This window comes from Salmonella sp. NW38, from assembly GCF_051807745.1.
Taxonomy (GTDB): Bacteria; Pseudomonadota; Gammaproteobacteria; order Enterobacterales; family Enterobacteriaceae; genus Salmonella; species Salmonella enterica.
The window spans coordinates 71,699-95,936 of sequence record NZ_JAMMTO010000010.1 but is presented as its reverse complement, the minus strand read 5'-3'; the positions used below and the strand labels follow the sequence as shown (position 1 = coordinate 95,936).

The window sequence follows — 24,238 nt, the reverse complement described above, 5'->3', positions numbered from 1 at the left end:
GAATATCCATATAATTTGTTGTTCCCTGAATGAAAAAACAGGTCGCATTAGCGACCTGTTTCATTATTGATACTACAACGTAATAGTCAGGCTTACAACTTACGCATCACCAGCGTGGCGTTGGTGCCGCCAAAACCGAAGCTGTTAGACATTACAGTAGTCAGTTCACGCTCGGTCGTTTCGGTCACGATGTCCAGACCCGCGGCCTGCTCATCCAGCTCTTCGATGTTGATACTCGGCGCGATAAAACCGTGCTCCAGCATCAGCAGAGAGTAGATAGCTTCCTGCACGCCTGCGGCACCCAGCGAGTGGCCGGTCATCGCTTTGGTTGCAGAAATTGCCGGGCTGTTATCGCCAAACACTTCACGGATTGCACCGAGTTCTTTCACGTCGCCTACCGGAGTAGAGGTACCGTGAGAGTTCAGGTAGTCGATCGGCGTGTCTACGCCGTGCATCGCCATTTGCATGCAACGTACTGCGCCTTCACCAGACGGAGCAACCATGTCTGCGCCATCGGATGTTGCGCCGTAACCGACGATTTCCGCATAGATATGCGCGCCGCGCGCCAGAGCGTGTTCCAGCTCTTCGACAACAACCATACCGCCACCGCCCGCGATGACAAACCCATCACGGTGCGCATCATAGGTACGGGACGCTTTTTCAGGCGTATCGTTATATTTGGTGGACAGTGCGCCCATCGCATCGAACTCACAGGCCATTTCCCAGCACAGCTCTTCGCCGCCGCCAGCAAAAACGATGTCCTGTTTGCCCAGTTGGATCTGTTCAACCGCATTGCCGATACAGTGTGCGGAGGTCGCGCAAGCGGAGCTAATGGAGTAGTTCACGCCATAAATTTTAAACGGCGTAGCGAGGCAGGCGGAAACGCCGGATGCCATTGCTTTCGTCACCACATACGGGCCCACGGCTTTCAGACCACGCGGGCTACGCATGGCGTCTGCGCCAAAGACCTGGAATTTCGGGGAGCCGCCGCCGGAACCTGCAATCAGGCCGACACGCGGGTTATTTTGATAGACTTCCGGCGCCAGACCGGCGTCGGCCACTGCCTGCTCCATAGACAGATAAGCATAGATGGAGGCGTCGCTCATAAAGCGCACGACTTTGCGGTCAATGAGGCCAGTGGTATCCAGTTTTACGTTGCCCCATACCTGGCTACGCATGCCGGCGTCCTTCAGCTCCTGAGAGAAAGTGATCCCTGAACGTCCTTCACGCAGAGATGCCAGGACTTCCTGCTGGTTATTACCGATGCTGGAAACGATGCCCAGGCCAGTAATCACTGCACGTTTCATTCAATACCTCTGTAATTCGCACTATTTTTAAGTTTCGATTGGCACAATAGCGTACACTTGTACGCCGAACAAGTCCGATCAGCCATTTAGTACGGAAATTTGCGCCATCAGGCACACATCGTTAAGATCGCGATACCGCCCGTCAGACGAGTAACTTACGTGAAACAATACGCCATACAACCCGCCACACTCGAATTTAACGCTGAGGGTACACCTGTTTCCCGAGATTTTGATGATGTCTATTTTTCTAATGACAATGGACTCGAAGAGACACGCTACGTTTTTCTTGGCGGCAATCGTCTTGCGGAGCGATTTCCCGTACATTCACATCCATTATTTATAGTCGCGGAAAGCGGTTTTGGCACCGGACTCAACTTCCTGACGCTGTGGCAGGCGTTTGACGGCTTTCGTTCTGAGCATCCACAGGCGACGCTGCAAAGGTTACATTTCATCAGTTTTGAGAAATTCCCGTTAACGCGCGACGATCTGGCGCTGGCGCACCAATACTGGCCGGAGCTCGCGCCCTGGGCAGAGCAGCTGCAGGCGCAATGGCCGCTGCCGCTCCCGGGGTGCCACCGCCTATTGCTGGATCGGGGCCGGGTGACGCTGGATTTGTGGTTTGGCGATATTAATGAACTGACCGACCAACTGGACGCCACGCTGAATCAAACAGTCGACGCCTGGTTCCTCGACGGTTTTGCCCCGGCGAAAAATCCGGATATGTGGACGCCAAACCTGTTTAACGCGATGGCGCGGCTGGCGCGGCCCGGCGCAACGCTGGCGACGTTTACCTCGGCGGGCTTCGTTCGTCGGGGATTACAGGAAGCCGGTTTTACCATGCAAAAACGCAAAGGCTTCGGACGTAAACGCGAGATGCTTTGCGGAGTGATGGAACAACACCTCATGCCGACCCTTTCCGCGCCCTGGTTTTACCGCAGCGGAAGCGAAAAACGTGAAACGGCGATCATTGGCGGCGGCATCGCCAGCGCGCTGTTATCACTGGCGTTACTGCGTCGCGGCTGGCAGGTGACGCTCTATTGCGCAGATGATCAGCCCGCCCAGGGCGCTTCCGGTAATAGACAGGGCGCGCTTTATCCGCTCCTTAGCAAACATGACGCCGCCATTAATCGCTTTTTCCCGACCGCATTCACCTTTGCCCGTCGCCTGTATGATGCCCTGCCCGTCTCTTTTGATCATGACTGGTGCGGCGTGACGCAGCTCGGATGGGATGAGAAAAGCCAGCAGAAAATTGCCCAGATGCTGTCCCTGGCGCTGCCCGCCGGACTGGCCTCGGCGCTCAATGCCGAAGAGGCGGAACAGGCGGTTGGCGTGACGACACGCTGCGGAGGAATTACCTATCCGGCAGGCGGCTGGCTGTGCCCGGAACAATTAACTCGCGCAGTCATCGCACTGGCGACTGAACAGGGTTTACAAACGCGCTTTCGCCATACGCTCACGTCGCTCGTTGCGCAGGAGTCGCGCTGGCAACTGCGCTTTACGTCAGGTGAAACCGTCAGCCATGAGACCGTCGTCCTGGTGAACGGCCATCAGATTAACCGTTTTGATCAGACCCAGCCGCTGCCGGTGTATGCCGTCGGGGGGCAGGTCAGCCATATTCCCACCACCCCCGCTCTCTCGGCGTTGCGTCAGGTGTTATGCTACGACGGCTATCTGACGCCGCAAAATCCGCATAATCAGCAGCACTGTATTGGTGCCAGCTATCACCGGGGCGACGAAAGCACCGTCTGGCGCGAAGAAGATCAGCGTCAGAACCGACAGCGTCTGCTTGACTGTTTTCCGGATGCGAACTGGGCCACAGAGGTTGACGTTAGCGGCAACAGCGCCCGTTGCGGCGTGCGTTGCGCCACCCGCGACCATCTGCCGATGGTGGGCAATGTCCCGGATTACCATGCCACGCTGACGCATTACGCCGATTTAGCCGATAATAAAACGTCGGCGGCGCCTGCACCTGTGTATCCGGGTTTATTTATGCTCGGCGCGCTGGGATCGCGCGGTTTGTGCTCAGCGCCATTATGCGCAGAAATTCTGGCGGCGCAGATGAGTAACGAGCCGATTCCACTGGATGCCAGTACGCTGGCGGCGTTAAATCCGAATCGGTTATGGGTGAGAAAGTTATTGAAGGGAAAAGCGGTGAAGTAATGGGCCAGTCAATAGCGGAAGGCGGCAAGCGTCGCCTTCCGGCCCACGGCGTTATTGTTTTGCCTTGTCGAACAAATTGTCCCACATCGCTTTGACTAACGCCTGATCGCGCGGCGACAGTTCGCCGGCGCCGATCGCTTTTTCCAGACTTTGGCTAACGTTGGCATAGACCGCCTCGACGGAGTGGTCATCACCGCTCTCCAGCTCGGCAATGGCTAACGTCAGGTGGCCACGCAGGTATCCACTGGCAAAAAGCTCATCGTCGCTGGCGTGCTCTACCATATCGTCAATTAATGCCAGAATGCGTGATTCAAACTCCGCGATCATCTTCTTTCCTCATTGTAAACGTGGCGCTGGCTTTAATTAAGCGCTTCCGGCCACGGGAACTGTTCCGCCTTAAGTTCGGGCGTGTGATAGTAATTCTGTAGCGCTTTGATGAAGCGGGCCGGACGTTCAGGAATGCCCTGCTCCAGATACGCCATTACCTGCGCATGAACCCTGCGCTGAAACGCCACGCGATCCGGCTCAATATCGCCTTCCAGATTGTCGCAACTGACGTTAAAGGGATACCCCGCCGCCACGCAAAACAACCAGTCGAAAGCCTGTGGCTTCACCTCCACGTCTTCGAATTGACTTTGGGTCTGCGCGTCGCGTCCATCCGGGCAGTACCAGTAACCAAAGTCAACCAGTTCGCGACGCGCCTTACCGGCGATACACCAGTGAGAAATCTCATGCAGCGCGCTGGCGTAAAACCCATGCGCAAAGACGATGCGGTGGTACGGTACCTGCGCGTCAGCAGGAAGATAGATCGGTTCGTCGTCGCCTTTAATCAGACGGGTATTAAATTCTTCGGCAAAGCAGCCGTTAAAAATCTCAATTAACTGTTCGTAATGGTGCGTATTGTTCATTAATTCATCCCCAACCAGTGGAGGATCTCCTGTCCGTGGCTATCATAAAGTAACCTGGCGCTCATTACCGCCGAGACAATAACGATCATCGGTCTGATAAGCTTTTGGCCTTTGCTCAACACCAGACGCGACCCCATTCGCGCCCCTAAAAACTGACCAACCAGCATCACGAAGCCCGTCGCCCAGATCACTTTGCCGCCGATGATAAATAACAGCAGGCCGCCAACGTTGGAGGTAGCGTTAAGCACTTTGGCATGTGCCGTGGATTTCGCCAGGTTATAGCCACATAAGGTGACAAACGCCAGAGCGTAAAACGACCCGGCGGCAGGCCCGAAAAAGCCGTCGTAAAACCCGACGCATCCCCCGGCTATCAGCGCGAACGGCAATCCATACAGGCGGCGCTGGCGATCTTCCTCGCCCAGCTTCGGCATCAATAAAAAATAGAGGCCGATGAAAATCACCAGGATGGGCAAGATCTGGCGCAAAATATCCGCCTGCACGTGCTGCACCAGCAGCGCGCCGCTCATCGAGCCAATGAACGTCATCAGAATATTGAGCTTTTGCTCGGCCAGGTTTACCACTTTACGGCGAATAAAATAGAGCGAAGATGAGAGGGAGCCGCCGCACGCCTGTAATTTATTGGTCGCCAGCGCGTTTGCCGGCGACATCCCGGCGGCCATCAGCGCAGGGATAGTGAGCAGCCCTCCGCCCCCGGCGATAGAATCGATAAATCCTGCCAGTACGGCGACAAAAAACAGCACCACCAGCAGCAGCGGGGAGACCATAAACAGATCATAAAAATTGTCCATCAGAGTACATGCTCATCCAGTAGCGCCTGGCAGGAAGGCGGCAGCGGCGGCGGTGTCTTCTTCTCAGGCTTTGTGGTGCCAGGTTTTGGCGGTTCGAACCAGCTTTGCAGTTCAGCGCCGCATCCATCGCCCGGCGGGGGTAAAGGTTGATCTTCGCACTCCAGGCTGTCGGCAGGGCAGCGTAAACGCACGTGCATATGCGCGCGATGCTGGAACCAGGGGCGTACTTTACGTAGCCAGTCACGATCGTTTCCGGCATCGAGGCAAAGCTGTTGTTTAATAGCCGGATTGACGAAAATACGGGTGACGTCATTGTCTTGTGCCGCCAGTTTGATCAGACTGGCGATATCCGACGACCAGCGCGACGGCACGACATGTTTACCGTCGCGGGACACCAGATCTAACGCCTGCGGGCGTAATAGCTGCGCCTGGCTCCAGCGCGTTTTCGGCAACTGCAAGAAAATATCCACATCAAGCCCGGTCTGATGACTGGCGTGTCCGCCATTAAAGCGGCCTCCGGCAGGCATCCCCATGTCGCCTATCAGGACGGTTCCGAGCCCCCGTTGCTGCGCCTGATGACTCAACCGCTGGATAAACATAACCAAGTCCGGGTGGCCGAAATAACGGCGCTGATCGGTGCGCATCACCTGATAATTATCGGACTGTACCGGCAACGTGTCGGCGCCAATGATGCATCCGTTGGCAAAGCTACCGATAGACTGGGCGGCGCCGGGGACAGGATGGGTTATTTTCTGCCACGGCGTCGCCGCCAGGCTGGCGCTACTGACAAACCATGCCAGCAGCGCAATCGCGGTTTTTTTCATTTCTTACCAGCGTGGAATCTCTGTCTTTACATCCGCATTCTGTGCCCGATGGCGCAGCAGGTGATCCATCAGCACGATCGCCAGCATGGCTTCTGCGATCGGCACTGCGCGAATCCCCACACACGGATCGTGGCGCCCTTTGGTGATCATTTCGACTTCTTCACCCATCCGGTTGATCGTACGTCCCGGCACGGTAATGCTGGAGGTAGGTTTCAGCGCCATATGCGCCACAATGTGTTGCCCGCTACTGATGCCACCGAGGATGCCGCCAGCGTGGTTGCTCTGAAAACCCTGCGCCGTGATTTCATCGCGATTCTGGCTGCCGCGCAGCGCCACCACGTTAAATCCTTCGCCGATCTCCACGCCTTTCACCGCATTGATGCTCATCAGCGCATGGGCGATGTCCGCATCCAGTCGGTCAAAAACCGGTTCGCCAAGCCCTGCCGGCACGCCGCTCGCCATCACCGTCACTTTCGCGCCGATGGAGTCACCCTCTTTTTTCAGCGCGCGCATCAGTTCGTCCAGCGCGTCAAGTTTGTCCGCATCGGGACAAAAGAACGGATTAAGCTCAACCTGACGCCAGTCTTTAATCTCCAGCGGAATGTCGCCCATCTGGGTCAGGCAGCCGCGGATTTCGATGCCGAACTTTTCCGCCAGGTATTTCTTGGCAATCGCCCCTGCCGCTACGCGCATCGCGGTTTCACGCGCGGAAGAACGTCCACCGCCACGGTAATCGCGCAGGCCGTATTTCTGCTCATAGGTGTAATCCGCGTGTCCCGGACGAAAAACATCTTTAATCGCGCTGTAGTCCTGCGAGCGCTGATCGGTGTTTTCAATCAGCAGGCCAATGCTGGTGCCGGTCGTCACGCCATCAAACACGCCGGAGAGAATTTTTACCTGATCCGGTTCGCGGCGCTGGGTAGTATAGCGCGAGGTGCCAGGGCGGCGTCTGTCGAGATCGTGCTGCAGATCGGCCTCCGTCAACGGGATGCCGGGCGGCACGCCATCGACGATACACCCAAGCGCCAGCCCGTGTGATTCGCCGAAAGTGGTTACGCGAAAGAGTTGTCCAATTGTGTTTCCTGCCATCACGGCTCCGTTATCGTTGTTGTCGTTTGCGTGTTTTAATCTTTATAAATATTGAAATGTTCACGGGCCGCGAGCAACTGCGCTTTGGTCAACATAAAGACGCCATCGCCGCCGTTGTCAAACTCCAGCCAGGTGAACGGCACATCCGGATACTGCTCCATCAGATGTACCATGCTGTTTCCGACTTCACAAATCAGAACGCCGTCATCGGACAGATAATCCGGCGCATTCCCCAGGATACGACGGGTCAATTTGAGGCCGTCAGTGCCGGACGCCAGCCCCAGCTCAGGTTCGTGGCGATATTCGTTCGGCAGATCGGACATATCCTCCGCATCGACATAAGGCGGGTTAGTGACAATCAGATCGTACTGAACTTTCGGCAGATCGCGGAACAGATCGGAACGGATTGGCGTCACGTGATGGATAAGACCGTGTTCTTCAATGTTATGCTCGGCGACAGCCAGCGCATCCGGCGAAATATCGACCGCATCAACCTCTGAGTCCGGGAAAGCATAAGCACAGGCGATGGCGATGCAGCCGCTGCCGGTACACATATCCAGAATATATTTCGGCTGTTGGCTAATAAGGCCGGCGAAGTGGTTATTAATCAGCTCGCCAATGGGCGAACGCGGCACCAGCACGCGCTCATCGACATAAAATTCGTGGCCGCAGAACCAGGCTTTATTGGTCAGGTAGGCGACCGGGATACGCTCGTTAATGCGACGAATCACTCGCTCGACAATGCGGTGTTTTTCGCTGGACGTCAGCCGCGCGGTCCGCATATCTTCCGGAATATCCAGCGGCAGATAAAGAGACGGCAACACCAGTTGCACCGCTTCATCCCACGGGTTATCGGTACCGTGTCCATACCAGATATTCGCCGCGCTAAAGCGGCTTACCGCCCAGCGCAACATGTCCTGAATGGTATGCAGTTCACTTACTGCTTCATCGACGAAAATTTTATCCACGTATTCCTCCAGGGCATGCTCGCATTAAATTCGGCGGCTAGTTTGCCACGAAGACAGGGATAAATCAGCATTGACGCGGCGGGAGAATACGAAAAATCCGTTTTGACCGTTCGGATATCCTCCGGGTCGGGTAAACTAAGGCAAAAGATCAGACGAGACCCACGAATGAAAAAGAAAACATCGCTCAGCGAGGAGGACCAGGCGCTGTTCCGTCAGCTGATGGTCGGCACCCGAAAGATTAAACAGGATACTATCGTCCATCGGCCACTGCGCAAGAAAATCACGGAAGTCCCTACCCGAAGGTTAATTCAGGAACAGGCGGACGCCAGCCACTATTTTTCTGATGAGTTCCAGCCGCTGCTCAATACGGAAGGGCCGGTAAAGTATGTCCGTGAAGATGTCAGCCATTTCGAGCTAAAAAAAATGCGTCGCGGCGACTATTCGCCGGAACTGTTTCTGGATTTACACGGCTTAACGCAGCTTCAGGCCAAGCAGGAACTGGGGGCGCTAATTGCCGCCTGCCGTCGGGAACATATTTTTTGCGCCTGCGTCATGCATGGACACGGTAAACATATTCTGAAACAGCAAACGCCGTTATGGCTGGCGCAGCATCCGCATGTGATGGCCTTTCATCAGGCGCCGAAAGAGTACGGCGGCGACGCCGCGCTGCTGGTGTTGATTGAAGTGGAAGAGTGGCAACCGCCCGAATTACCCTGATGCGGAATTGCCGGATGGCGGCGCAAGCGCCTTATCCAGCCTACGAACAGCCAACGCTGTCGTAGGCCTGATAAGCGAAGCGCCATCAGGCAGCAAAGATTAAATCGCTTTCGCCATTTTCAGATTGCAGGGACTCATTTGCCAGTTGAATGTCCCCTTGCCGCTTTCATCAAGCGTAACGTTGGCAATTGCGGACGTCGTGAACATCGGCGGCGTTTCGCCCGGACAAAGCTCAGATACCAGGTATCCGACCAGAGGTAAGTGAGAGATCACCAGCACCGATCCGATCTCTTCATTGGCCAGCGCCTGGAGGTAGGCGCTGACCAGACCGACATCGCCACAGGGCGTTAGCTCCGGCAGGACATCCACCTGAGCCGGCAGATTCATACAATCGCCGACCACATCTAACGTCTGTTCGGCCCGAAGAAACGGACTCACCAGAACACGTTCGATATCCACTTTTTGACCTTTCAGCCAGTTCGCCATCAGGCGAGACTCGTCACACCCACAAGGGGTCAAGGGACGAACCGAATCACTGGCGGCATCGAGGGCTGCGTCGCCGTGACGCATGATAAAAACTTGCATATTGCACCGCTTTTGTTAACCAGTTTCACCAACACGCTTACCACATGCCCCTATTGGCTGCGGCAAAAATGCGGTGGCCGGCATTGTGCCTTATCCATTCACTGAATGAAACGCTGTTTTTTACCTCAATGGCGTAAGTATAGTCAATCCTTGATTATTATTTCGCCACTAAGGAGGCATTCAGTGCGGATTCATATTCTCTTTGACCTCAATTTCCCTGGTCAGTTTCCCCATTCGTCCAGAAATGTTCCCTGCGCTCCGCCATGCGCACTAATTGTTCACAAGGCGCGTAACGAGGACCGTAAAGTGCGGCCAGGCGCTGTAATGTCGCCACCATTTCACCCGGCCCGAGAGCATCCATATAGCGGAACGGGCCACCGAGAAACGGCGGAAAACCGATACCAAACACGGCGCCAATATCGCCATCGCGCGCGCTGCGAATCACTTTTTCGTCGAAACAGCGCGCCGCTTCGTTAAGCATTAACATGACACAGCGATCTGCCACCTGCTGCGCAGACAGTCGACTCTGCCCTTGCACGCCAATAAGCTTATAAATAGCAGGGTCAACCTGTTTTTTGCTTTTACGCCCTTTTTCGCCATAAAGATAGAAACCGCGACCATTTTTTCTACCTTTGCGATCGTCATTCAAAATTGAAGCGACAACATTTGCAGGCGCGCTAAAACGTTCTCCATACGCCGCCTCAAGCACAGGAATAATTTTAGTGCCCGTGTCGATTCCTACCTCATCCAAAAGTTGGATTGGCCCCACCGGAAAACCAAATTTTACCAGGGCGGCGTCAATATGTTCGACGCGTTCGCCTTCAGTCAGCATCCGAATCGCCTCATTGATATACGGCGCAAGAATTCGGTTAACATAAAACCCGGCTTTATCACTGACGACTATCGGGGTTTTACCCTGTTTTTTCGCCAGCTTAACGGTCGTGGCGATGGTCTGCGCGGAAGTAGACGCATGAGGAATAACCTCAACCAGCGGCATTTTTTCGACCGGGCTAAAAAAGTGCAATCCAATCACCTGTTCCGGTCTGGCCGCATTCGCCGCAATATCGCCAATCGGCAGGGAAGAAGTATTGGAGGCAAAAATGGTGTGAGCAGCGCAATTTTGCTCCACTTCCGCCACCATCTGTTGTTTTAACGGCAGATCTTCAAACACCGCTTCAATGACCAGATCACGATGACTGAAACCACGGTAATCGGTCGAACCTGATATCAACGCCAACTGTTTATCGCGTTCGCTGGCTTTGATATGGCGGCGGCGTACTTTTGTTTCAAGCAGATCCCAGCTGTACTTCAGAGCATGATTGATCCCCTGAGTATTTATATCCTTAATTCGTACTGGCAAGCCGCCTTTACAGGCCGTAACCCAGGCGATACCGCCGCCCATTAACCCGCCGCCTAAGATGCCCACGCTGTTCAGCGGGCCGGGCGGCGCATCGCTACCGGGATCTTTTTTCACCTCGGTACTGGCAAAGAAAATAGCGCGCAGCGCCTGCGATTGAGGCGTCATCGCCAGCTCGCCGAAAGCGCGCGCTTCCGCGTCATAGCCGCTACTGCTGCCCTGCGCCAGTCCAGTTTCAATCACATCAATGATCCGCTCCGTCGCCGGATAATTACCCTGCGTTTTTTGCGCCGTCTTTTTACGCACCAGGCGAAATAACAGCGCGCGTCCCAACGGCCCCGCCAGGATACGTTCCCGGACCGGTAATGTCCGCTGCGCCAGACGTTCTTTTTTAGCCAGCTCGACAGCCGCTTCCAGTAAAATAGTTTGCGGCACCACATCATCAACCAGCCCGGCTCTAAGCGCCTGTCTGGCGCGAAGCTGTTTACCTGTCAGGATCATATCCAGCGCGGTACTGACCCCCACCAGCCGCGGAAGTCGCTGCGTTCCGCCCGATCCCGGTAAAAGCCCTAACTGTACCTCCGGCAGTCCGAGAACGGTTTTAACGTCGTCGGTACAGATGCGCCGATGGCAGGCCAGCGCCATTTCAAGGCCGCCCCCCAGGCAGGCGCCGTGAATGGCGGCGATAACCGGAACAGGCAATGCCTGGATCTCCGCCATCAGTTGTTGCCCCTGACGCGCCAGCGTTTCCGCTTCCTGCGCGTTTTGGCAGTGGCCTATCATGTTGATATCAGCGCCAGCAATAAAGTTATCTGCTTTGGCTGAGATAAAAACAACGCCCTGCAACGCTTTATTTTCCCGGATTTGCTTCAGGATGGCGCGTACCTGCGCGGCAAACTCCGCTTTCAGGGTGTTCACCTTTTCTCCAGGGACATCAATAGCGACAACCGCGACATTATCCAGACGCACGTTAAGCATAAAAGCTGATGTGGTAGTCATTATTCCGCCTCCAGAACCATCGCCGCGCCAAGACCGCCAGCCGCGCAGGCCGTGACCAGGCCAAAACCTCCGCCCCGACGCCGTAATTCATGCAACGTTTGGGTTATCATCCGCGCGCCCGTTGCGGCAAAAGGATGCCCGTAGGCGATTGAGCCGCCGAGCACGTTGAATTTAGCGTCATCCACCTCCCCTGTCGCCTGCGCACGACCAAGCACCTCACGGGCAAATCGTTCGCTGCCCAGCAGTTGTAAGTTCGCCAGAGTCTGGGCGGCAAACGCTTCATGCATGTCAAAAAGCGTCAGATCGGCCATCGTCAACCCGGCCCGCTCTAGCGCCAGCGGCGTTGACCAGGCCGGCCCCAATAGCATGTCCTGCCAGACATCAATAGCGGTAAAGGCGTAGCTGCGCAGATAACCAAGCGGGTGCAGCCCCAGCTCTTTAGCGCGGGATTCGGTCATCAGAATAACGGCGGCAGCGCCGTCGGTCAGCGGTGTACTATTGGCGGCGGTCACAGAGCCATGTTTTCGGTCAAAAGCGGGACGCAGTTTGGCGTAGTCCGCCAGCGTGGAGGTGCCGCGAATGTTGTTGTCTTCTGCAAAGGGGTTTTTATACGGCGGCACATAGGTCGTCATCACTTCTTCCGCCAGTTTGCCCTCCGCCCATGCCTGCGCGGCGCGCTGATGTGAACGATGCGCCAGCGCGTCCTGCTGTTCACGCGTAATACCATACGTTTTCGCCATCTGTTCGGCGGTATCGCCCATGCGCAGACCGGTGGAATACTCAGCAACGGCGGGAGGAACGGGCAGCAGGTCGCGTAAGCGCAGACGAGAAAAAATCGTCAGCCGTTGGCGGGTCGTCCGGGCTTTATTGACATCAACCAGTACCCGCGCCAGGGCTTTACTCACGCCTATTGGCAGTACCGACGACGAATCTGCGCCGCCAGCGATACCCGCGCGTATCGTGCCGGCCATCAGGCTTTCCGCCACATTCGCTACCGCCTGAAAACTGGTGGCGCAGGCGCGGCTTACGCTATAGGCATCGGTATGAACATTCATCCCCGTACCCAGCACAATTTCGCGCGCAATGTTGGGCGCTTCCGGCATTTGTACTACCTGACCAAAAACCAGTTGCTCAATGGCATCGGCTGGAATTTCACTGCGCGCCAGCAGCTCGCCTACCACCATCTTGCCGAGATCAACAGCGGGAATACCATGAAATGCAGTGGCCTGACGAGCGAAGGGGGTTCGTAACCCACTGACAATAGCAATGCGATCGCCCTGGCGGGTGACCAACGGTAAAGCCTGACGCATAGTACTCCCCTGTAAAAAATAAATTAGTGGTCTGACCTGATCACAGTCTTAACCAATTTTTTACATTTAGCCAAGCAGAGAGAAAAGAAAGTGGGAGCTAAGGCACAGTGAAGGGAAGCGACAAAAAAAGAAAACGCCTCCGCCAGATGATGACGGAGGCGTCGTGAATGAACGGATTAACGCAGGCCGAGCTGGAAGATCAGCGTTTCTGCTTCGCAGGCGAAAACAAAATCAATATCCAGACGAACGCCTTCGGATTCCTCGGTAAAGGTTGGCGTAATTTGGCAAGGTTCAGACTCCACGCTACGCGCTTTTTCGGTTAACGCCGCCAGCGTCTCTTCAGCCTCTGCGCGGGTAGCGAATACGCGGCTGTATGACGCGGTGCAATCGGAGTTGTCCATGATGGTTCCAACGTCCATACAGCAGCAAACCGGGGTTTCATCAGCACTGCATTTACTCATTTGTAGATTTCCTCTGTATTTGCACCCAGGGTGCCAGATAAACGATGGGGATATTTTACGCTCCCGGCATTCGCCTCTCCAGTCGTTAATGGTGAGAAACATGTTAAGTGACCGAAATCACACTTAAAAATGATCTAAAACAAAAATCGCGCGATCGGGTGACCGTTAAGCCCGCCGATTTTGCCAGCCAGATCTCGTTTCTAAGATCACAATTGAAAAAACTTATAAACATACTTGCAACATTCCAGCTGGTCAGACCTATACTCTCGCCACTGGTCTGATTTCTAAGTCGTACCGCAGACCCTACACTTCGCGCTCCTGTTACAGCATGTAACATAGTTTGTATAAAAATAATCAATGAGGTTATGGTCATGAGCCAGAAAACCCTGTTTACAAAGTCTGCTCTCGCAGTCGCAGTGGCAATCATCTCCACCCAAGCCTGGTCTGCAGGCTTTCAGTTAAACGAATTTTCTTCCTCTGGCCTTGGCCGGGCCTATTCGGGTGAAGGCGCAATCGCAGATGATGCGGGTAACGTTAGCCGCAACCCGGCGTTAATTACCATGTTTGACCGCCCGACGTTTTCAGCGGGCGCGGTTTATATAGATCCTGATGTTAATATTAGCGGGACATCGCCATCTCGTCGGACGTTAGATGCGGATAACATCGCACCGACGGCCTGGGTGCCGAACGTCCATTTTGTCGCCCCGATTAACGATCAGTTTGGCTGGGGGGCTTCTATTACCTCTAACTATGGTCTGGCGACAGAGTTTAACGACACATACGCCGGCGGCTCGGTTGGCGGTACGACCGATCTTGAAACCATGAACCTGAATTTAAGCGGCGCTTATCGCTTAAATGAGGCCTGGAGCTTCGGCCTTGGCTTTGATGCGGTATACGCACGCGCGAAAATCGAACGTTTTGCGGGCGATTTAGGCCAGTTGGTCGCGGCACAGAATCCGGCGCTGGCGCCGGTCGCGGGTCGGATTCCCAGCGACACCAAGATTGCCCACCTGAACGGTAATCAGTGGGGCTTTGGCTGGAATGCCGGGATCCTTTATGAACTGGATAAAAATAACCGCTACGCGCTGACCTACCGCTCGGAAGTCAAAATTGACTTTAAAGGCAACTACAGTAGCGATCTTCCCATCGCTATAAACCAATTTAATCTGCCCATCCCAACGGCAACCGGCGGCGCGACGCAGTCAGGCTACCTGACGCTGAATCTGCCGGAAATGTGGGAAGTGTCCGGTTATAACCGTGTGGCGCCACAGTGGGCCATCCACTATAGCCTGGCCTATACCAGCTGGAGTCAGTTCCAGGAATTGAAGGCAAAATCGACCGCCGGCGATACGCTCTTTGAGAAGCATGAAGGCTTTAAAGACGCTTATCGCATTGCGTTGGGTACCACCTATTACTACGATGACAACTGGACGTTCCGTACCGGTATCGCCTTCGATGACAGCCCGGTACCAGCACAAAACCGTTCTATCTCTATTCCGGACCAGGACCGTTTCTGGCTGAGCGCCGGTACGACTTACGCCTTTAATAAAGATGCGTCTGTCGACGTTGGCGTCTCTTATATGCATGGTCAGAGCGTGAAAATTAATGAAGGCCCTTATCAGTTTGAATCTGAAGGGAAAGCCTGGCTGTTCGGTACTAACTTTAACTACGCGTTCTAATCTCTTTCTGAAACGGATCAAAAAGGTGAGCATTGCGCTCACCTTTTTATTTACTGCCGTTTATTCCGAATCGATCTCTTTGAGTTCGTCCTGAATCGCCTGCGCGTTCGGGTTTTCCTGCGGCTTGAGTTTTCCGCCATTGGCGATAAAGTCATGACGCTGGAAGTACGCCTCGCGCACCATAATATAAGGATCGGAAGACTGGCGCAGCAAACCATCGGAGTCCAGCAACTGCGCGCGGGTTTCTATCCCTTCGATAGTCCATTTTCCTATGGACATTGGCCAGGTCAACCACGAGAGCACCGGATACAAGGTATCCGCCATATCCCCGCCATCTTCACGCAGCGTGAAGCTGCCGTAGAACGGAAGTTGCACATAAGGCCCATACCCCACGCCATAATGGCCCAGCGTACTGCCAAAGCGATGCGGTTCAACGCGCTGCAGCTTAGGATTCGCCATTCCCGCGACGTCAATAAAGCCGCCCATCCCTAATAAGGTGTTCAGGAAGAAACGGGTGAAATGCACCATACCCTGATAAGGATCGCCCTGCAGGAAATAGTTCACCATGATCGCCGGTTCTTCGAGGTTGCCGGTGAAATTACTTAAACCGTTACGCGCAGGCTGTGGAACATAATCACGCCAGGCGACCGCGACCGGCCGAACAACATACGGGTCCAGCACATTAAAGTTGAAGTTGTACATGGTGCGGTTAAACCCTTCAAATGGGTCTGAACGCCCCTGCTGTTCTGTACCGGAACTCGCACACCCGACCAGCAGTGTGGTTCCCAGCGCCAGCGCCGACAGGCGAAGCTTCATAGATGTCTCCCTGTGAATTATGGCTATCGCTGATTGCCATCCATGACGGAACGCTACCGTATCCGCCTGTTTAGGTGTGAGCGATTTTAACAGCACGTCAAACGATGTCTATATGCGCGATCTCATTGCTCTGAGCATAGCCTGGTAACGCAACAACGTGACGGCCCTATTCTAACGAAACAGATAAAAACGAGCGTGATCATTTTTATTTTTTCGGAGAATGCCCCGGCCTGGGTAAATGAAAAACCGCTACGCTTTATTAATATGTGTTAATCAGCAGGGATCATCATGGATAGCCTTAACGACGATAAAATTAACCGGCACAGCAGTGACCTGGAAGTTGAAAGCGAAGAAAAACAAATCGGTAAAGAGATTGAGGTGGATGAAGATCGTCTTCCTTCCCGCGCCATGGCGATTCATGAACATATTCGCCAGGATGGTGAAAAAGAGATGGAACGCGATGCGATGGCTTTGCTCTGGTCAGCCATTGCCGCAGGACTTTCTATGGGGGCATCACTCCTGGCGAAAGGGATTTTCCACGTGCAGCTTGAAGGCGTTCCCGGCGGCTTTTTACTGGAAAATCTCGGCTATACCTTTGGTTTTATCATTGTCATCATGGCCCGCCAGCAATTATTTACTGAAAATACCGTTACTGCCGTATTGCCGGTAATGCAAAATCCCACTCTGAGTAACGTTGGTCTGCTGATGCGCTTATGGGGCGTAGTCTTATTGGGCAACCTTATTGGCACCGGGGTTGCGGCGTGGGCATTTGAATATATGCCTATATTTGATGAAGAGACCCGCGACGCCTTTGTCAAAATTGGCATGGAGGTCATGAAAAATAGCCCAACGGAGATGTTTGCCAACGCGATTATCTCTGGCTGGATCATCGCCACAATGGTATGGATGTTTCCTGCTGCAGGCGGGGCAAAAATTGTGGTCATTATTTTGATGACCTGGCTTATCGCGCTGGGCGATACCACCCATATTGTCGTCGGTTCCGTTGAAATTTTGTATTTGGTTTTCAACGGCACGCTGCCCTGGAGCGACTTTCTCTGGCCCTTCGCCCTTCCCACACTTGCCGGAAATATCTGCGGCGGCACCTTTATTTTCGCATTGATGAGCCACGCGCAGATCCGCAACGATATGAGCAATAAGCGTAAGGAAGAAGCGAGGCTACGCGGCGAGCGCCTGGAACGGGAGCGGAAAAAAGCGGAAAAACAGCGCTGAGTGGCGACGGTTTAACCAGTCAGGCGGCGCTACACTTACTCCGGCGAATAAAAAACGCTATACTGGCGCCGCGTTGTCCCCTTAGTTAAATGGATATAACGAGCCCCTCCTAAGGGCTAGTTGCAGGTTCGATTCCTGCAGGGGACACCACTTTTCAGTTCTTCCTCGTTCGTTACAGTTCTAGAATCCCCTTAATAATCACTACTTATACCAAAAATAAGTTCTTAGACGTTCGTAGCAGATCGTTGACTACCGCACAATAATGCGGGCATATTGTGGGCACATGTTAAAATGACCACGGATTTATGCCCACATGCTCACGGTTAAGCAAATTGACGCAGCAAAACCTGCAGAAAAATCATATCGCCTTGCTGATTCTGGAGGCCTGTTCCTGTTCGTACCTCCATCAGGCAAAAAGGTGTGGCGAATGCGCTACCGGTTCGAAGGAAAGGAAAAGACGCTGGTCATCGGTCCCTATCCGCAAATCTCCCTTACCGAAGCCAGGGCAAAACAATCTGACGCGAAAATGAAGCTGCTTGCTGGCGTGGACCCATCAGAACAGAAACAGGCTATAAAGAAGAAGGAAAAGGAAGAAGTAGCTGATTCGTTCGGTGATATCTTCAGGGAGTGGCATGCTCATAAATCGAAGGTATGGTCGAAAGGATATGCTGACGAAATGATGAACATGTTCACTGACGATATATTGCCGCTCATCGGACATCTGAGAATGGAAGAGGTGGAGCCGATGATGCTACTGAAGGTGATCAGGCTATTTGAGGACAGAGGGGCGATGGAACGTGCTGATAAGGCTCGTCGCAGGTGTGGCGAGGTTTTCAGCTACGCAATAGTAACCGGAAGAGCTAAATATAATCCGGCTCCAGACCTTGTTGGGGCAATGAAGGGTTACAGAAAAAACAACTACCCTTTCCTACCTATGCATCGCATTCACGAATTCCAGAGGGCGCTGAATGGGTATGGAGGCTGGGTTATAGGTAAGATTGCTGCTCAAGTTCTTCACTATACAGCAATGCGAACAGTGGAGTTACGTTCGTTGGTATGGTCAGGAATTGACTTTGAAAACAGGCTGATCACCGTTGACCCTGAAGTCATGAAAGGAAGAAAACTGCATGTCGTTCCAATGTCAGAGCAAGTTACAGCGCTTTTCAAATTCCTGCAACAAATCACCGGACAGTACGAACTTTGCTTCCCGGGAAGGAATGACAGGAAGAAGCCAATCAGCGAAAATGCCGTCCTTGGTGTAATCCGCGGCATAGGATATGAAGGGCAGACATGCGGACACGGTTTCAGACATCAATTCAGCACGGTACTCAACGAGAAGCACTGGAACAGCGACGCAATAGAGATGCAGCTGGCACACGTAAGCGGCGGGACGCGCTCAGTTTACAACCATGCTGCATATCTGGCTACCCGCAGAGAAATGATGCAATTTTGGGCGGACTGGCTTGATGAGAAGGTGACGTAATACCACCAAAGCAAATTATGAAGCAGGGAACTTTCTGTACAGCGTCGACAGCGCCACATCATAAATAATCGCTACACATTATTACCATCTGTCCGCCCTTCTTTCATCCTGGCTTCCTCCATAGCGATACGAGTAGCCTCTTGTTTCTTATTCCAGATGCTGTTTTCCGGCATTTCCACACGTACAGACACAAAAGAATCTGCAGGAATGTCGACTGGTTCACCATCAGCAACAGTTTCAGTAAACATGCCGCTAATATCAGTATTACCTATTCTGTTCTGAGCAAACGGAGGTGCTGAGGGATGAACCCGGTGATACGTTCTGACCAGTACCGAACCGTCAGCATTGACCTCATAATCGATCCAGATGCGAGCAAGTTTATTTCGGTCTACGGGGATCTCAAATCCACCGTCAATCCCTCCCCATGCTGCATCTGCATTAAGGCCAGTGCACCCCTCGATAAGGTACTCGCCAGTCTGTATCCTGGTTACGACCACACCTTCTGATTCATCATTCGTTTCATAACCTCCATCAGAGAAAATTCTGACAACCGGCGATGCCTGTTTAATAAATCCATTACCATCAACGACAGTGTTGCTATTATCCCATAGCAACCTCACTACCATACGGCCCGCAGACTCACTACCTGATGCCACCGCAATTTTCCCCGCAGGGCTATACGGCAACGATAATGATGCCCAGGTATCCCCGGTCCCAACCCATATGGTCGGGCTGTATTGCGCAATACTTTGATCACCGTCGCCAAGAAAACCATTATTTCGATATGTCCTGAGTCCGCTACCTGACATTGCGACCTGAACTGCACCAAAGTCATTGACTTCAAATGCATAGGCACCATCTTTGGCACCAATACCAAAAGACCCAACCGTCATTATGTCACCGGAATTTAACCCAGTGTTTTTCGAAGCAGCAGAACCGAGATCACTGGCGTTGGCCTTTTTATTTAGTTCTGTCGTAATGCCATTCCACGCAGGGCCGTTCCACGCAGAACCATCAGGTAATTTGACTGTTATGTTGCCGGTTCCACTAAAAATGCTTTGCCAGTTCTGCTTATCGTAATTCAGTCCTCGCAATGCCTCAGCGCTTTGAGCCACCAAGGCAGCCGTGACCATGTTCAAAGCAACACGAGGCACGGCAGACCACGCAGCGCCGGATTGTGTCGGGCCTGTGTAAACACTAACCAGCGTCAGTGATGTATTGTTATTTACTGCTTTAACCGGAAGTGTATAAGGGATGCCGCCGACAGTTACGACAATAAAATCGCCAGCAGCAAGTTCTGCTGTAAACGCTGTGCCGCTGCCAGTAACAGCATCTGTGTCATTGGTAAGAGTTAAGGTTCCTGCTGACATGAATATTTCCTCAATACATATCCGGAAGGACAAGAATTGGCATATTGATATTTTGATTAAATGTCATATCAAATCTGTTGTCATTGTAATTACCAACAACCTGGTTATACGCTGACCGGATGTTTCCACCTGACATTACCACGCCCTTTTTCCTTATATTAAAATATCCATCCACTCGTCTTGACTGTGCGCCAGTGAATACTATCTGGCAATATTTATCACCTATATATTGATTATTGTCTGTTACCGTTAGCTGCTGGTCATATACAAATGGGCGCTTCACTGTTGAAAATGTTACCTGTCCTGCTGAATTTGTCATGGTAATGCCATCACCGGCTACAGGCGCGGTATTATTGAAAATTACCAGTTCCATTGTTACAGATGCGGAAACATCATCCCGTCCTGAGTAATTGATGTCTCTTACAATAATATTTGCTCCGTCAAATCCTACAGACACATTATTATTATTCCACTTCCCGAATGGTATTCCTGATACGGGAAGCGCCATCGAGCCGTTGACTGTCACCGTGCCAACGTAAGCACATGTCATTAATCTTGCCTGATTCGAAATTGCAGTGAAATCAGTAGAGTTGGAAACGAGAAGTCCTTCGTTGTAAGTAGCAGCAGGGAGAATTTCAAATACAGTTCCTGCCCAGTTTGGTATTCGCTGGTAGTTTCCCCTGTTTGTACCGTTAACAGTCACACCGTTGTCTCCGTTTCTCGTAACGGATGTCATATATATCGGTAAAACTATCCATGTCTGATTGTCTGCGAACTCCTGAACGTCAACCGGACGTGTCGGTAAAACAAAAACTGTGGAGCCTGACGTTAATGGAGTATTAACCTGAAACTGGTTTGCCCCCGTACCGTAACCAGCAAAACTTGTGCAGAATGACGGGGCACGGAGCCCCGCTGTAATCGCCATCGCAGGACGGCCATCGTTATAATCTATCAGTATTCCTTCCGGCATATTTCACCTTATGTCCATCGTCCAACAACAACACGACCACCTCCTGAGAGATTTACTGTGATCCCATTGCCGTCAATGCGAGTAACGTTATTCACTCCGTTAAATGCAAATTCACCGCTGTCGGCATAGAGTTTCCCATGGAATTCTGGGCTACCAGATTTTGGTAAATTCCATCCGCGTCCACCACCACCGGGGATAAAGTTTGCAGACTGAAGTGAATCGGTAATTTTCGCAAAATCGATGGATGCTTCCTGAATTAATGCGCTACGAATAAATACCTGTCCGTTATAGACGAAGAATGCAGCCTGCCAGTTGCCGGGGTTATTACCGGAATAAATGCCGAACTGTTCCGCGGCAAATACAACGGTAGATTTATAGCTATTCCCCGATGGCTCGATAGACATGCCGAATCCGGTGTTATATTTCACACCGTTCCTGACAATCCCCATATTGAGTGTGTAAGAGGCTTTTGCAGTCCCATCACTATTTACCTCAGCGGTCATTTTCTGATTTACGGCTGAGGTTAACTCTCCTTCGGGACCTATTTGTGCCTGTACGTAAGTGGAAAGATCGGCGAGCCCCTGCTCGGCAGTAGCGACAGTTGTTTTCACAACAAGGATATCGGCACGTACCTCACCGTACTGCTGATACTGGTGCTCAACAGTGCCGTGGTTCGCCAGCGCGTTCGACATGATACCGTCCAGATTGGTGTTGACACCCTGCTGAACATTTTTAAACGCATCTGATTCGCGGATCTGCTCATCAATGAGCTCTATCATTCCAGGAATGTCTGATGACGCCTGGCCTGATGCCTCAACGAACTCCGATACCCCGAAAGCATTTTTGGTGCGGACATAAACGTAATACGTCTTATCAGCCTGTAGACCATGAAGCGTCCACTGGTTAGAGCGCCCGAGGAACTGAGCCTGGTCTTCAATATCGTCAGGATTGACAATCTGGTTCTGCCCGGAGTACCAGAACTCAAACGATGTGTCTGTCGTTGCCGTAATGCGCATGACAGGCACAAGGTCAGCAGAGAACAGGCCGGGAGTCCAGACAACGCCGGATGGCGCTGGCGGCGCACCAATAACCATGTTTACCTGCGTCTCCGCCCCTTTCATTCCGTTTTCGTTGCGACCGCGTACGCCGAGAGTGTAACTCCCTGCTTCCAGCCCGTAGAAATCGTAGCGGAACTGGTCTGTTTCATACTGAGCAACAACCTTGCCTTCATCGTTGTACACGTACAGTTCGAACATCAGTTTTTTGGTGGTGGTAGCTGTCTCCCATGTAGCAGTAACCTGAACAGTCTCAGAGTTGGTGTTGATGATGCGCAGGTTCTCTACGTTCGGCACTCGATACCCGTTCAGTGTATCGTTGGGAACTTCAAACACGGCACCTTCATCAACAATGGCCTGTTTGTTCGGGTCATGTTGTGATGCAGTGATGCTGTAGACCGAGTTGTTATCGGTCTCTGCAATGCTAAGGATGCGGAATAGTCTGGTAGAAACGTTACTGGTAGATATGGCAAATACAGTACCGTCACGAACCCATGCTGGAGTCGTTTTCAGCGTCACCACGTTGCCGGAAATGCTGCCAATCTCGTATTTAACGAACTTCCCGTTGCTACCCATGATTGACATGGTGTCGCCGTCTGATATCAGGGATGAATCAACCGCATCCACGGTAATTCTGTTACCTGCATGCGACATAATGCGGCCACCAAGACGCGCACCAGCATAGTTGTTATCCATGATTTCAACGATATCACCCGGCGTGAAGTGGATAGCATCGCGCGCCATCTGGAAAGACAGTCTGCTGCTTTCCCGTTTCGCCGTTTCAAGAAGCCATTTCCCAGCGCGCCATGCCTGACCGCGAGACGTGCAACCGAATGCTTCAATTGTTGTTTCGTTGTAGTTTCCGCGAGCGATCATCTCATCGTCGGAAACGTATTCTTTTACCTGCTCCCAACCGTTATCCGGATCAGTCCATGACACAACAACGGCATTGTATTTCTCTGATCGCTTCACGGAGCTACGCTTGAACTCGCCATCAACCACGTTAGCATTCGTGATTGTCGCAATCGGGTCCTGTGGCGCATCCAGCATGACAGACAGTCGCATCCCGTCCCACAGTGCTATACCGCGAAACATGCTCGCTATCTTGTCGAGAATGTCACGCGCACTCACCTGCTCGGTAATATAGGCATTCAGCGTCATCCTTGGTTCCTGCCCGCCGTAGCCATCGTTAACAAGCTGATCGCAATACTGTGAGAGGACGTACAGCGCACCGTCATCTATATCGATATAACCGGCACGTTTCGCCAGGCCAAAACGGGTATTCCTCGCCAGTTCACGGAACAGCCACGCCGGGTTGTTAGTCCACGCTTTTTTGAATCCGCCAGTCCATAGCCCTGAGTAAGTTCTGGCAATTGGATCGTAGTTGTCAGGAACGTCCACAATCAGGCCGCGAAGATGGTATGTGCGACTAGGGGTGTCGGTGTACTGGTCACGATCAATAACTGCACCCGCAATGGCGGAGAACGGATAGCTAAGGTTGTCGTCGGTGATTTCACTGTAGCTATTCCAGATAGTGCCGTTGGACAGCAAATCGCTGCTGCTGTCGGGTGTAATGCGGCGAACGCGAATATCAAACGGCTTGATATCCGGAGCATCAATCAGATGGGCCTCAAGATACTCGCCTGATATCTTTCCGGTGATAGTCACGGTCTTTTCAATAACCCAGCCTGAAGCACCAGTTCTACTCTCCAGCACCATAGTGACGGAAGTGTTATTCTGATTGCCTTTAGTGTCCCGCTCAACCAGACCGGTCACACCAACGTTGAACCGCACCCGGGTAACGTCCTGATCGGTTATAGTGCGTACCAAAGGTGTATCGTATGTGACTTCCGTATTAACGATGGTTGTTGCTTCGATTGCTGAGAAACCGTTAATTGGTAACTGACTATCTGAGCCAGGCCGCCATGCCACACTGACGCCATTCACACTGACATTTCCGTTTGCATCGGTAACAGGCGTCTTGTTCAGTTTGAATGAAGAAAGGTGTTCCTGGTCAACGGGCCCGAAAATTGGACCTTCCGAAATTAGATCCAGTACCCGGTAAAATTGCTTTGATTTGAGATTATCGTCGAGGAGTTTGGGGGTTGATGCTTTGCCGCCGCCTGAAGACATAATGCCAC

Annotated in this window: 20 protein-coding genes and 1 tRNA gene; 6 read left to right on the top strand and 15 right to left on the bottom strand. The window is 52.7% G+C overall.

From position 1 onward, the window contains the following. Positions 1-92 precede the first annotated feature (92 nt). Positions 93-1,307 (bottom strand): beta-ketoacyl-ACP synthase I, encoded by a 1,215-nt coding sequence (gene fabB, locus NA624_RS17590; protein WP_000817159.1) that lies wholly within the window; start codon positions 1,305-1,307, stop codon positions 93-95. Between the two features lie 159 nt (positions 1,308-1,466). Between fabB and mnmC the strand changes: the two genes are divergently transcribed. Next, positions 1,467-3,467 carry a bifunctional tRNA (5-methylaminomethyl-2-thiouridine)(34)-methyltransferase MnmD/FAD-dependent 5-carboxymethylaminomethyl-2-thiouridine(34) oxidoreductase MnmC gene (gene mnmC / locus NA624_RS17585; RefSeq protein ID WP_000816076.1) on the top strand — a complete coding sequence of 667 codons (2,001 nt, stop codon included), beginning with the start codon at positions 1,467-1,469 and terminating at the stop codon, positions 3,465-3,467. 51 nt (positions 3,468-3,518) lie between these two features. On the opposite strand, the gene NA624_RS17580 is transcribed toward mnmC, so the two are convergent. The 6 genes from NA624_RS17580 to prmB are packed head-to-tail and all read right to left on the bottom strand — an operon-like array spanning position 3,519 to position 8,065. Then, positions 3,519-3,794 (bottom strand): YfcL family protein, encoded by a 276-nt coding sequence (locus tag NA624_RS17580; RefSeq protein ID WP_000559749.1) that lies wholly within the window; start codon positions 3,792-3,794, stop codon positions 3,519-3,521. A gap of 32 nt (positions 3,795-3,826) precedes the next feature. After that, complete coding sequence (locus NA624_RS17575; protein WP_001066345.1) at positions 3,827-4,375, bottom strand: elongation factor P hydroxylase; 549 nt, start codon at positions 4,373-4,375, stop codon at positions 3,827-3,829. Further along, positions 4,375-5,184: a sulfite exporter TauE/SafE family protein gene (locus NA624_RS17570; RefSeq protein ID WP_000368599.1), complete on the bottom strand. Its 810-nt coding sequence runs from the start codon at positions 5,182-5,184 to the stop codon at positions 4,375-4,377. Before NA624_RS17570 ends, NA624_RS17575 begins: the two co-directional genes overlap by 1 nt. Further along, the gene (gene mepA, locus NA624_RS17565; protein WP_000750428.1) at positions 5,184-6,008 is read right to left on the bottom strand and encodes a penicillin-insensitive murein endopeptidase; all 825 of its coding nucleotides are present in this window, start codon (positions 6,006-6,008) and stop codon (positions 5,184-5,186) included. Before mepA ends, NA624_RS17570 begins: the two co-directional genes overlap by 1 nt. 3 nt (positions 6,009-6,011) lie before the next feature. Beyond that, positions 6,012-7,097, bottom strand: a complete 1,086-nt coding sequence (gene aroC, locus NA624_RS17560) for a chorismate synthase (protein ID WP_000918457.1) — start codon at positions 7,095-7,097, stop codon at positions 6,012-6,014. A 35-nt stretch (positions 7,098-7,132) separates the two neighbouring features. After that, complete coding sequence (gene prmB / locus NA624_RS17555) at positions 7,133-8,065, bottom strand: 50S ribosomal protein L3 N(5)-glutamine methyltransferase (RefSeq protein ID WP_001542449.1); 933 nt, start codon at positions 8,063-8,065, stop codon at positions 7,133-7,135. Between the two features lie 165 nt (positions 8,066-8,230). Between prmB and smrB the strand changes: the two genes are divergently transcribed. Next, positions 8,231-8,782 (top strand): endonuclease SmrB, encoded by a 552-nt coding sequence (gene smrB, locus NA624_RS17550; protein ID WP_000730794.1) that lies wholly within the window; start codon positions 8,231-8,233, stop codon positions 8,780-8,782. A 99-nt stretch (positions 8,783-8,881) separates the two neighbouring features. On the opposite strand, the gene sixA is transcribed toward smrB, so the two are convergent. The 4 genes from sixA to NA624_RS17530 all read right to left on the bottom strand — a co-directional run bounded on the left by sixA (position 8,882) and on the right by NA624_RS17530 (position 13,494). Beyond that, positions 8,882-9,367, bottom strand: coding sequence for a phosphohistidine phosphatase SixA (gene sixA / locus NA624_RS17545; protein ID WP_001195800.1), 486 nt, complete (start codon positions 9,365-9,367; stop codon positions 8,882-8,884). Between the two features lie 208 nt (positions 9,368-9,575). Next, entirely contained in the window at positions 9,576-11,723 is a 2,148-nt protein-coding gene (gene fadJ, locus NA624_RS17540) for a fatty acid oxidation complex subunit alpha FadJ (protein WP_000214151.1), read from the bottom strand. After that, positions 11,723-13,033 carry an acetyl-CoA C-acyltransferase FadI gene (gene fadI / locus NA624_RS17535; RefSeq protein ID WP_001248116.1) on the bottom strand — a complete coding sequence of 437 codons (1,311 nt, stop codon included), beginning with the start codon at positions 13,031-13,033 and terminating at the stop codon, positions 11,723-11,725. The genes fadJ and fadI overlap by 1 nt, the downstream gene beginning before the upstream one ends. A 176-nt stretch (positions 13,034-13,209) precedes the next feature. Next, positions 13,210-13,494, bottom strand: coding sequence for a YfcZ/YiiS family protein (locus NA624_RS17530; protein WP_000030904.1), 285 nt, complete (start codon positions 13,492-13,494; stop codon positions 13,210-13,212). A 371-nt stretch (positions 13,495-13,865) separates the two neighbouring features. Here NA624_RS17530 and fadL point away from each other — a divergent pair, with 371 nt between their 5' ends. After that, entirely contained in the window at positions 13,866-15,173 is a 1,308-nt protein-coding gene (gene fadL / locus NA624_RS17525; RefSeq protein WP_001549822.1) for a long-chain fatty acid transporter FadL, read from the top strand. Positions 15,174-15,233: 60 nt separating this feature from the next. Here the strand turns inward: fadL and mlaA are convergent, their stop codons facing one another. Further along, complete coding sequence (gene mlaA / locus NA624_RS17520) at positions 15,234-15,989, bottom strand: phospholipid-binding lipoprotein MlaA (RefSeq protein WP_000776789.1); 756 nt, start codon at positions 15,987-15,989, stop codon at positions 15,234-15,236. A 288-nt stretch (positions 15,990-16,277) separates the two neighbouring features. On the opposite strand from mlaA, the gene NA624_RS17515 reads away from it, so the two are divergent. The 3 genes from NA624_RS17515 (at position 16,278) to NA624_RS17505 (ending at position 18,702) form a co-directional block, all read left to right on the top strand. Beyond that, on the top strand, positions 16,278-17,219 hold the full coding sequence (locus NA624_RS17515; RefSeq protein WP_000377765.1) for a formate/nitrite transporter family protein: 942 nt from the start codon (positions 16,278-16,280) through the stop codon (positions 17,217-17,219). 75 nt (positions 17,220-17,294) lie between these two features. After that, positions 17,295-17,369 (top strand) — tRNA-Arg (locus NA624_RS17510). A gap of 163 nt (positions 17,370-17,532) precedes the next feature. Then, complete coding sequence (locus NA624_RS17505; protein WP_000958643.1) at positions 17,533-18,702, top strand: tyrosine-type recombinase/integrase; 1,170 nt, start codon at positions 17,533-17,535, stop codon at positions 18,700-18,702. 71 nt (positions 18,703-18,773) lie between these two features. On the opposite strand, the gene NA624_RS17500 is transcribed toward NA624_RS17505, so the two are convergent. Genes NA624_RS17500 through NA624_RS17490 form a run of 3 tightly spaced genes read right to left on the bottom strand, consistent with a single transcriptional unit; the run spans position 18,774 to position 24,230 of the window. Then, entirely contained in the window at positions 18,774-20,072 is a 1,299-nt protein-coding gene (locus NA624_RS17500) for a hypothetical protein (RefSeq protein ID WP_001272647.1), read from the bottom strand. A 10-nt stretch (positions 20,073-20,082) separates the two neighbouring features. After that, complete coding sequence (locus NA624_RS17495) at positions 20,083-21,042, bottom strand: DUF6453 family protein (protein WP_001113927.1); 960 nt, start codon at positions 21,040-21,042, stop codon at positions 20,083-20,085. Positions 21,043-21,050: 8 nt separating this feature from the next. Continuing rightward, entirely contained in the window at positions 21,051-24,230 is a 3,180-nt protein-coding gene (locus NA624_RS17490; protein ID WP_000094331.1) for a host specificity protein J, read from the bottom strand. Positions 24,231-24,238: the final 8 nt, after the last annotated feature.

Coding starts and splice junctions, on each gene's coding strand:
- fabB (WP_000817159.1), bottom strand. CDS start 1,307: ATGAAACGTGCAGTGATTACTGGCCTGGGCATCGTTTCCAGCATCGGT.
- NA624_RS17580 (WP_000559749.1), bottom strand. CDS start 3,794: ATGATCGCGGAGTTTGAATCACGCATTCTGGCATTAATTGACGATATG.
- NA624_RS17575 (WP_001066345.1), bottom strand. CDS start 4,375: ATGAACAATACGCACCATTACGAACAGTTAATTGAGATTTTTAACGGC.
- NA624_RS17570 (WP_000368599.1), bottom strand. CDS start 5,184: ATGGACAATTTTTATGATCTGTTTATGGTCTCCCCGCTGCTGCTGGTG.
- mepA (WP_000750428.1), bottom strand. CDS start 6,008: ATGAAAAAAACCGCGATTGCGCTGCTGGCATGGTTTGTCAGTAGCGCC.
- aroC (WP_000918457.1), bottom strand. CDS start 7,097: ATGGCAGGAAACACAATTGGACAACTCTTTCGCGTAACCACTTTCGGC.
- smrB (WP_000730794.1), top strand. CDS start 8,231: ATGAAAAAGAAAACATCGCTCAGCGAGGAGGACCAGGCGCTGTTCCGT.
- sixA (WP_001195800.1), bottom strand. CDS start 9,367: ATGCAAGTTTTTATCATGCGTCACGGCGACGCAGCCCTCGATGCCGCC.
- fadJ (WP_000214151.1), bottom strand. CDS start 11,723: ATGACTACCACATCAGCTTTTATGCTTAACGTGCGTCTGGATAATGTC.
- fadI (WP_001248116.1), bottom strand. CDS start 13,033: ATGCGTCAGGCTTTACCGTTGGTCACCCGCCAGGGCGATCGCATTGCT.
- NA624_RS17530 (WP_000030904.1), bottom strand. CDS start 13,494: ATGAGTAAATGCAGTGCTGATGAAACCCCGGTTTGCTGCTGTATGGAC.
- fadL (WP_001549822.1), top strand. CDS start 13,866: ATGAGCCAGAAAACCCTGTTTACAAAGTCTGCTCTCGCAGTCGCAGTG.
- mlaA (WP_000776789.1), bottom strand. CDS start 15,989: ATGAAGCTTCGCCTGTCGGCGCTGGCGCTGGGAACCACACTGCTGGTC.
- NA624_RS17515 (WP_000377765.1), top strand. CDS start 16,278: ATGGATAGCCTTAACGACGATAAAATTAACCGGCACAGCAGTGACCTG.
- NA624_RS17505 (WP_000958643.1), top strand. CDS start 17,533: ATGCTCACGGTTAAGCAAATTGACGCAGCAAAACCTGCAGAAAAATCA.
- NA624_RS17500 (WP_001272647.1), bottom strand. CDS start 20,072: ATGTCAGCAGGAACCTTAACTCTTACCAATGACACAGATGCTGTTACT.
- NA624_RS17495 (WP_001113927.1), bottom strand. CDS start 21,042: ATGCCGGAAGGAATACTGATAGATTATAACGATGGCCGTCCTGCGATG.
- NA624_RS17490 (WP_000094331.1), bottom strand. CDS start 24,230: ATGTCTTCAGGCGGCGGCAAAGCATCAACCCCCAAACTCCTCGACGAT.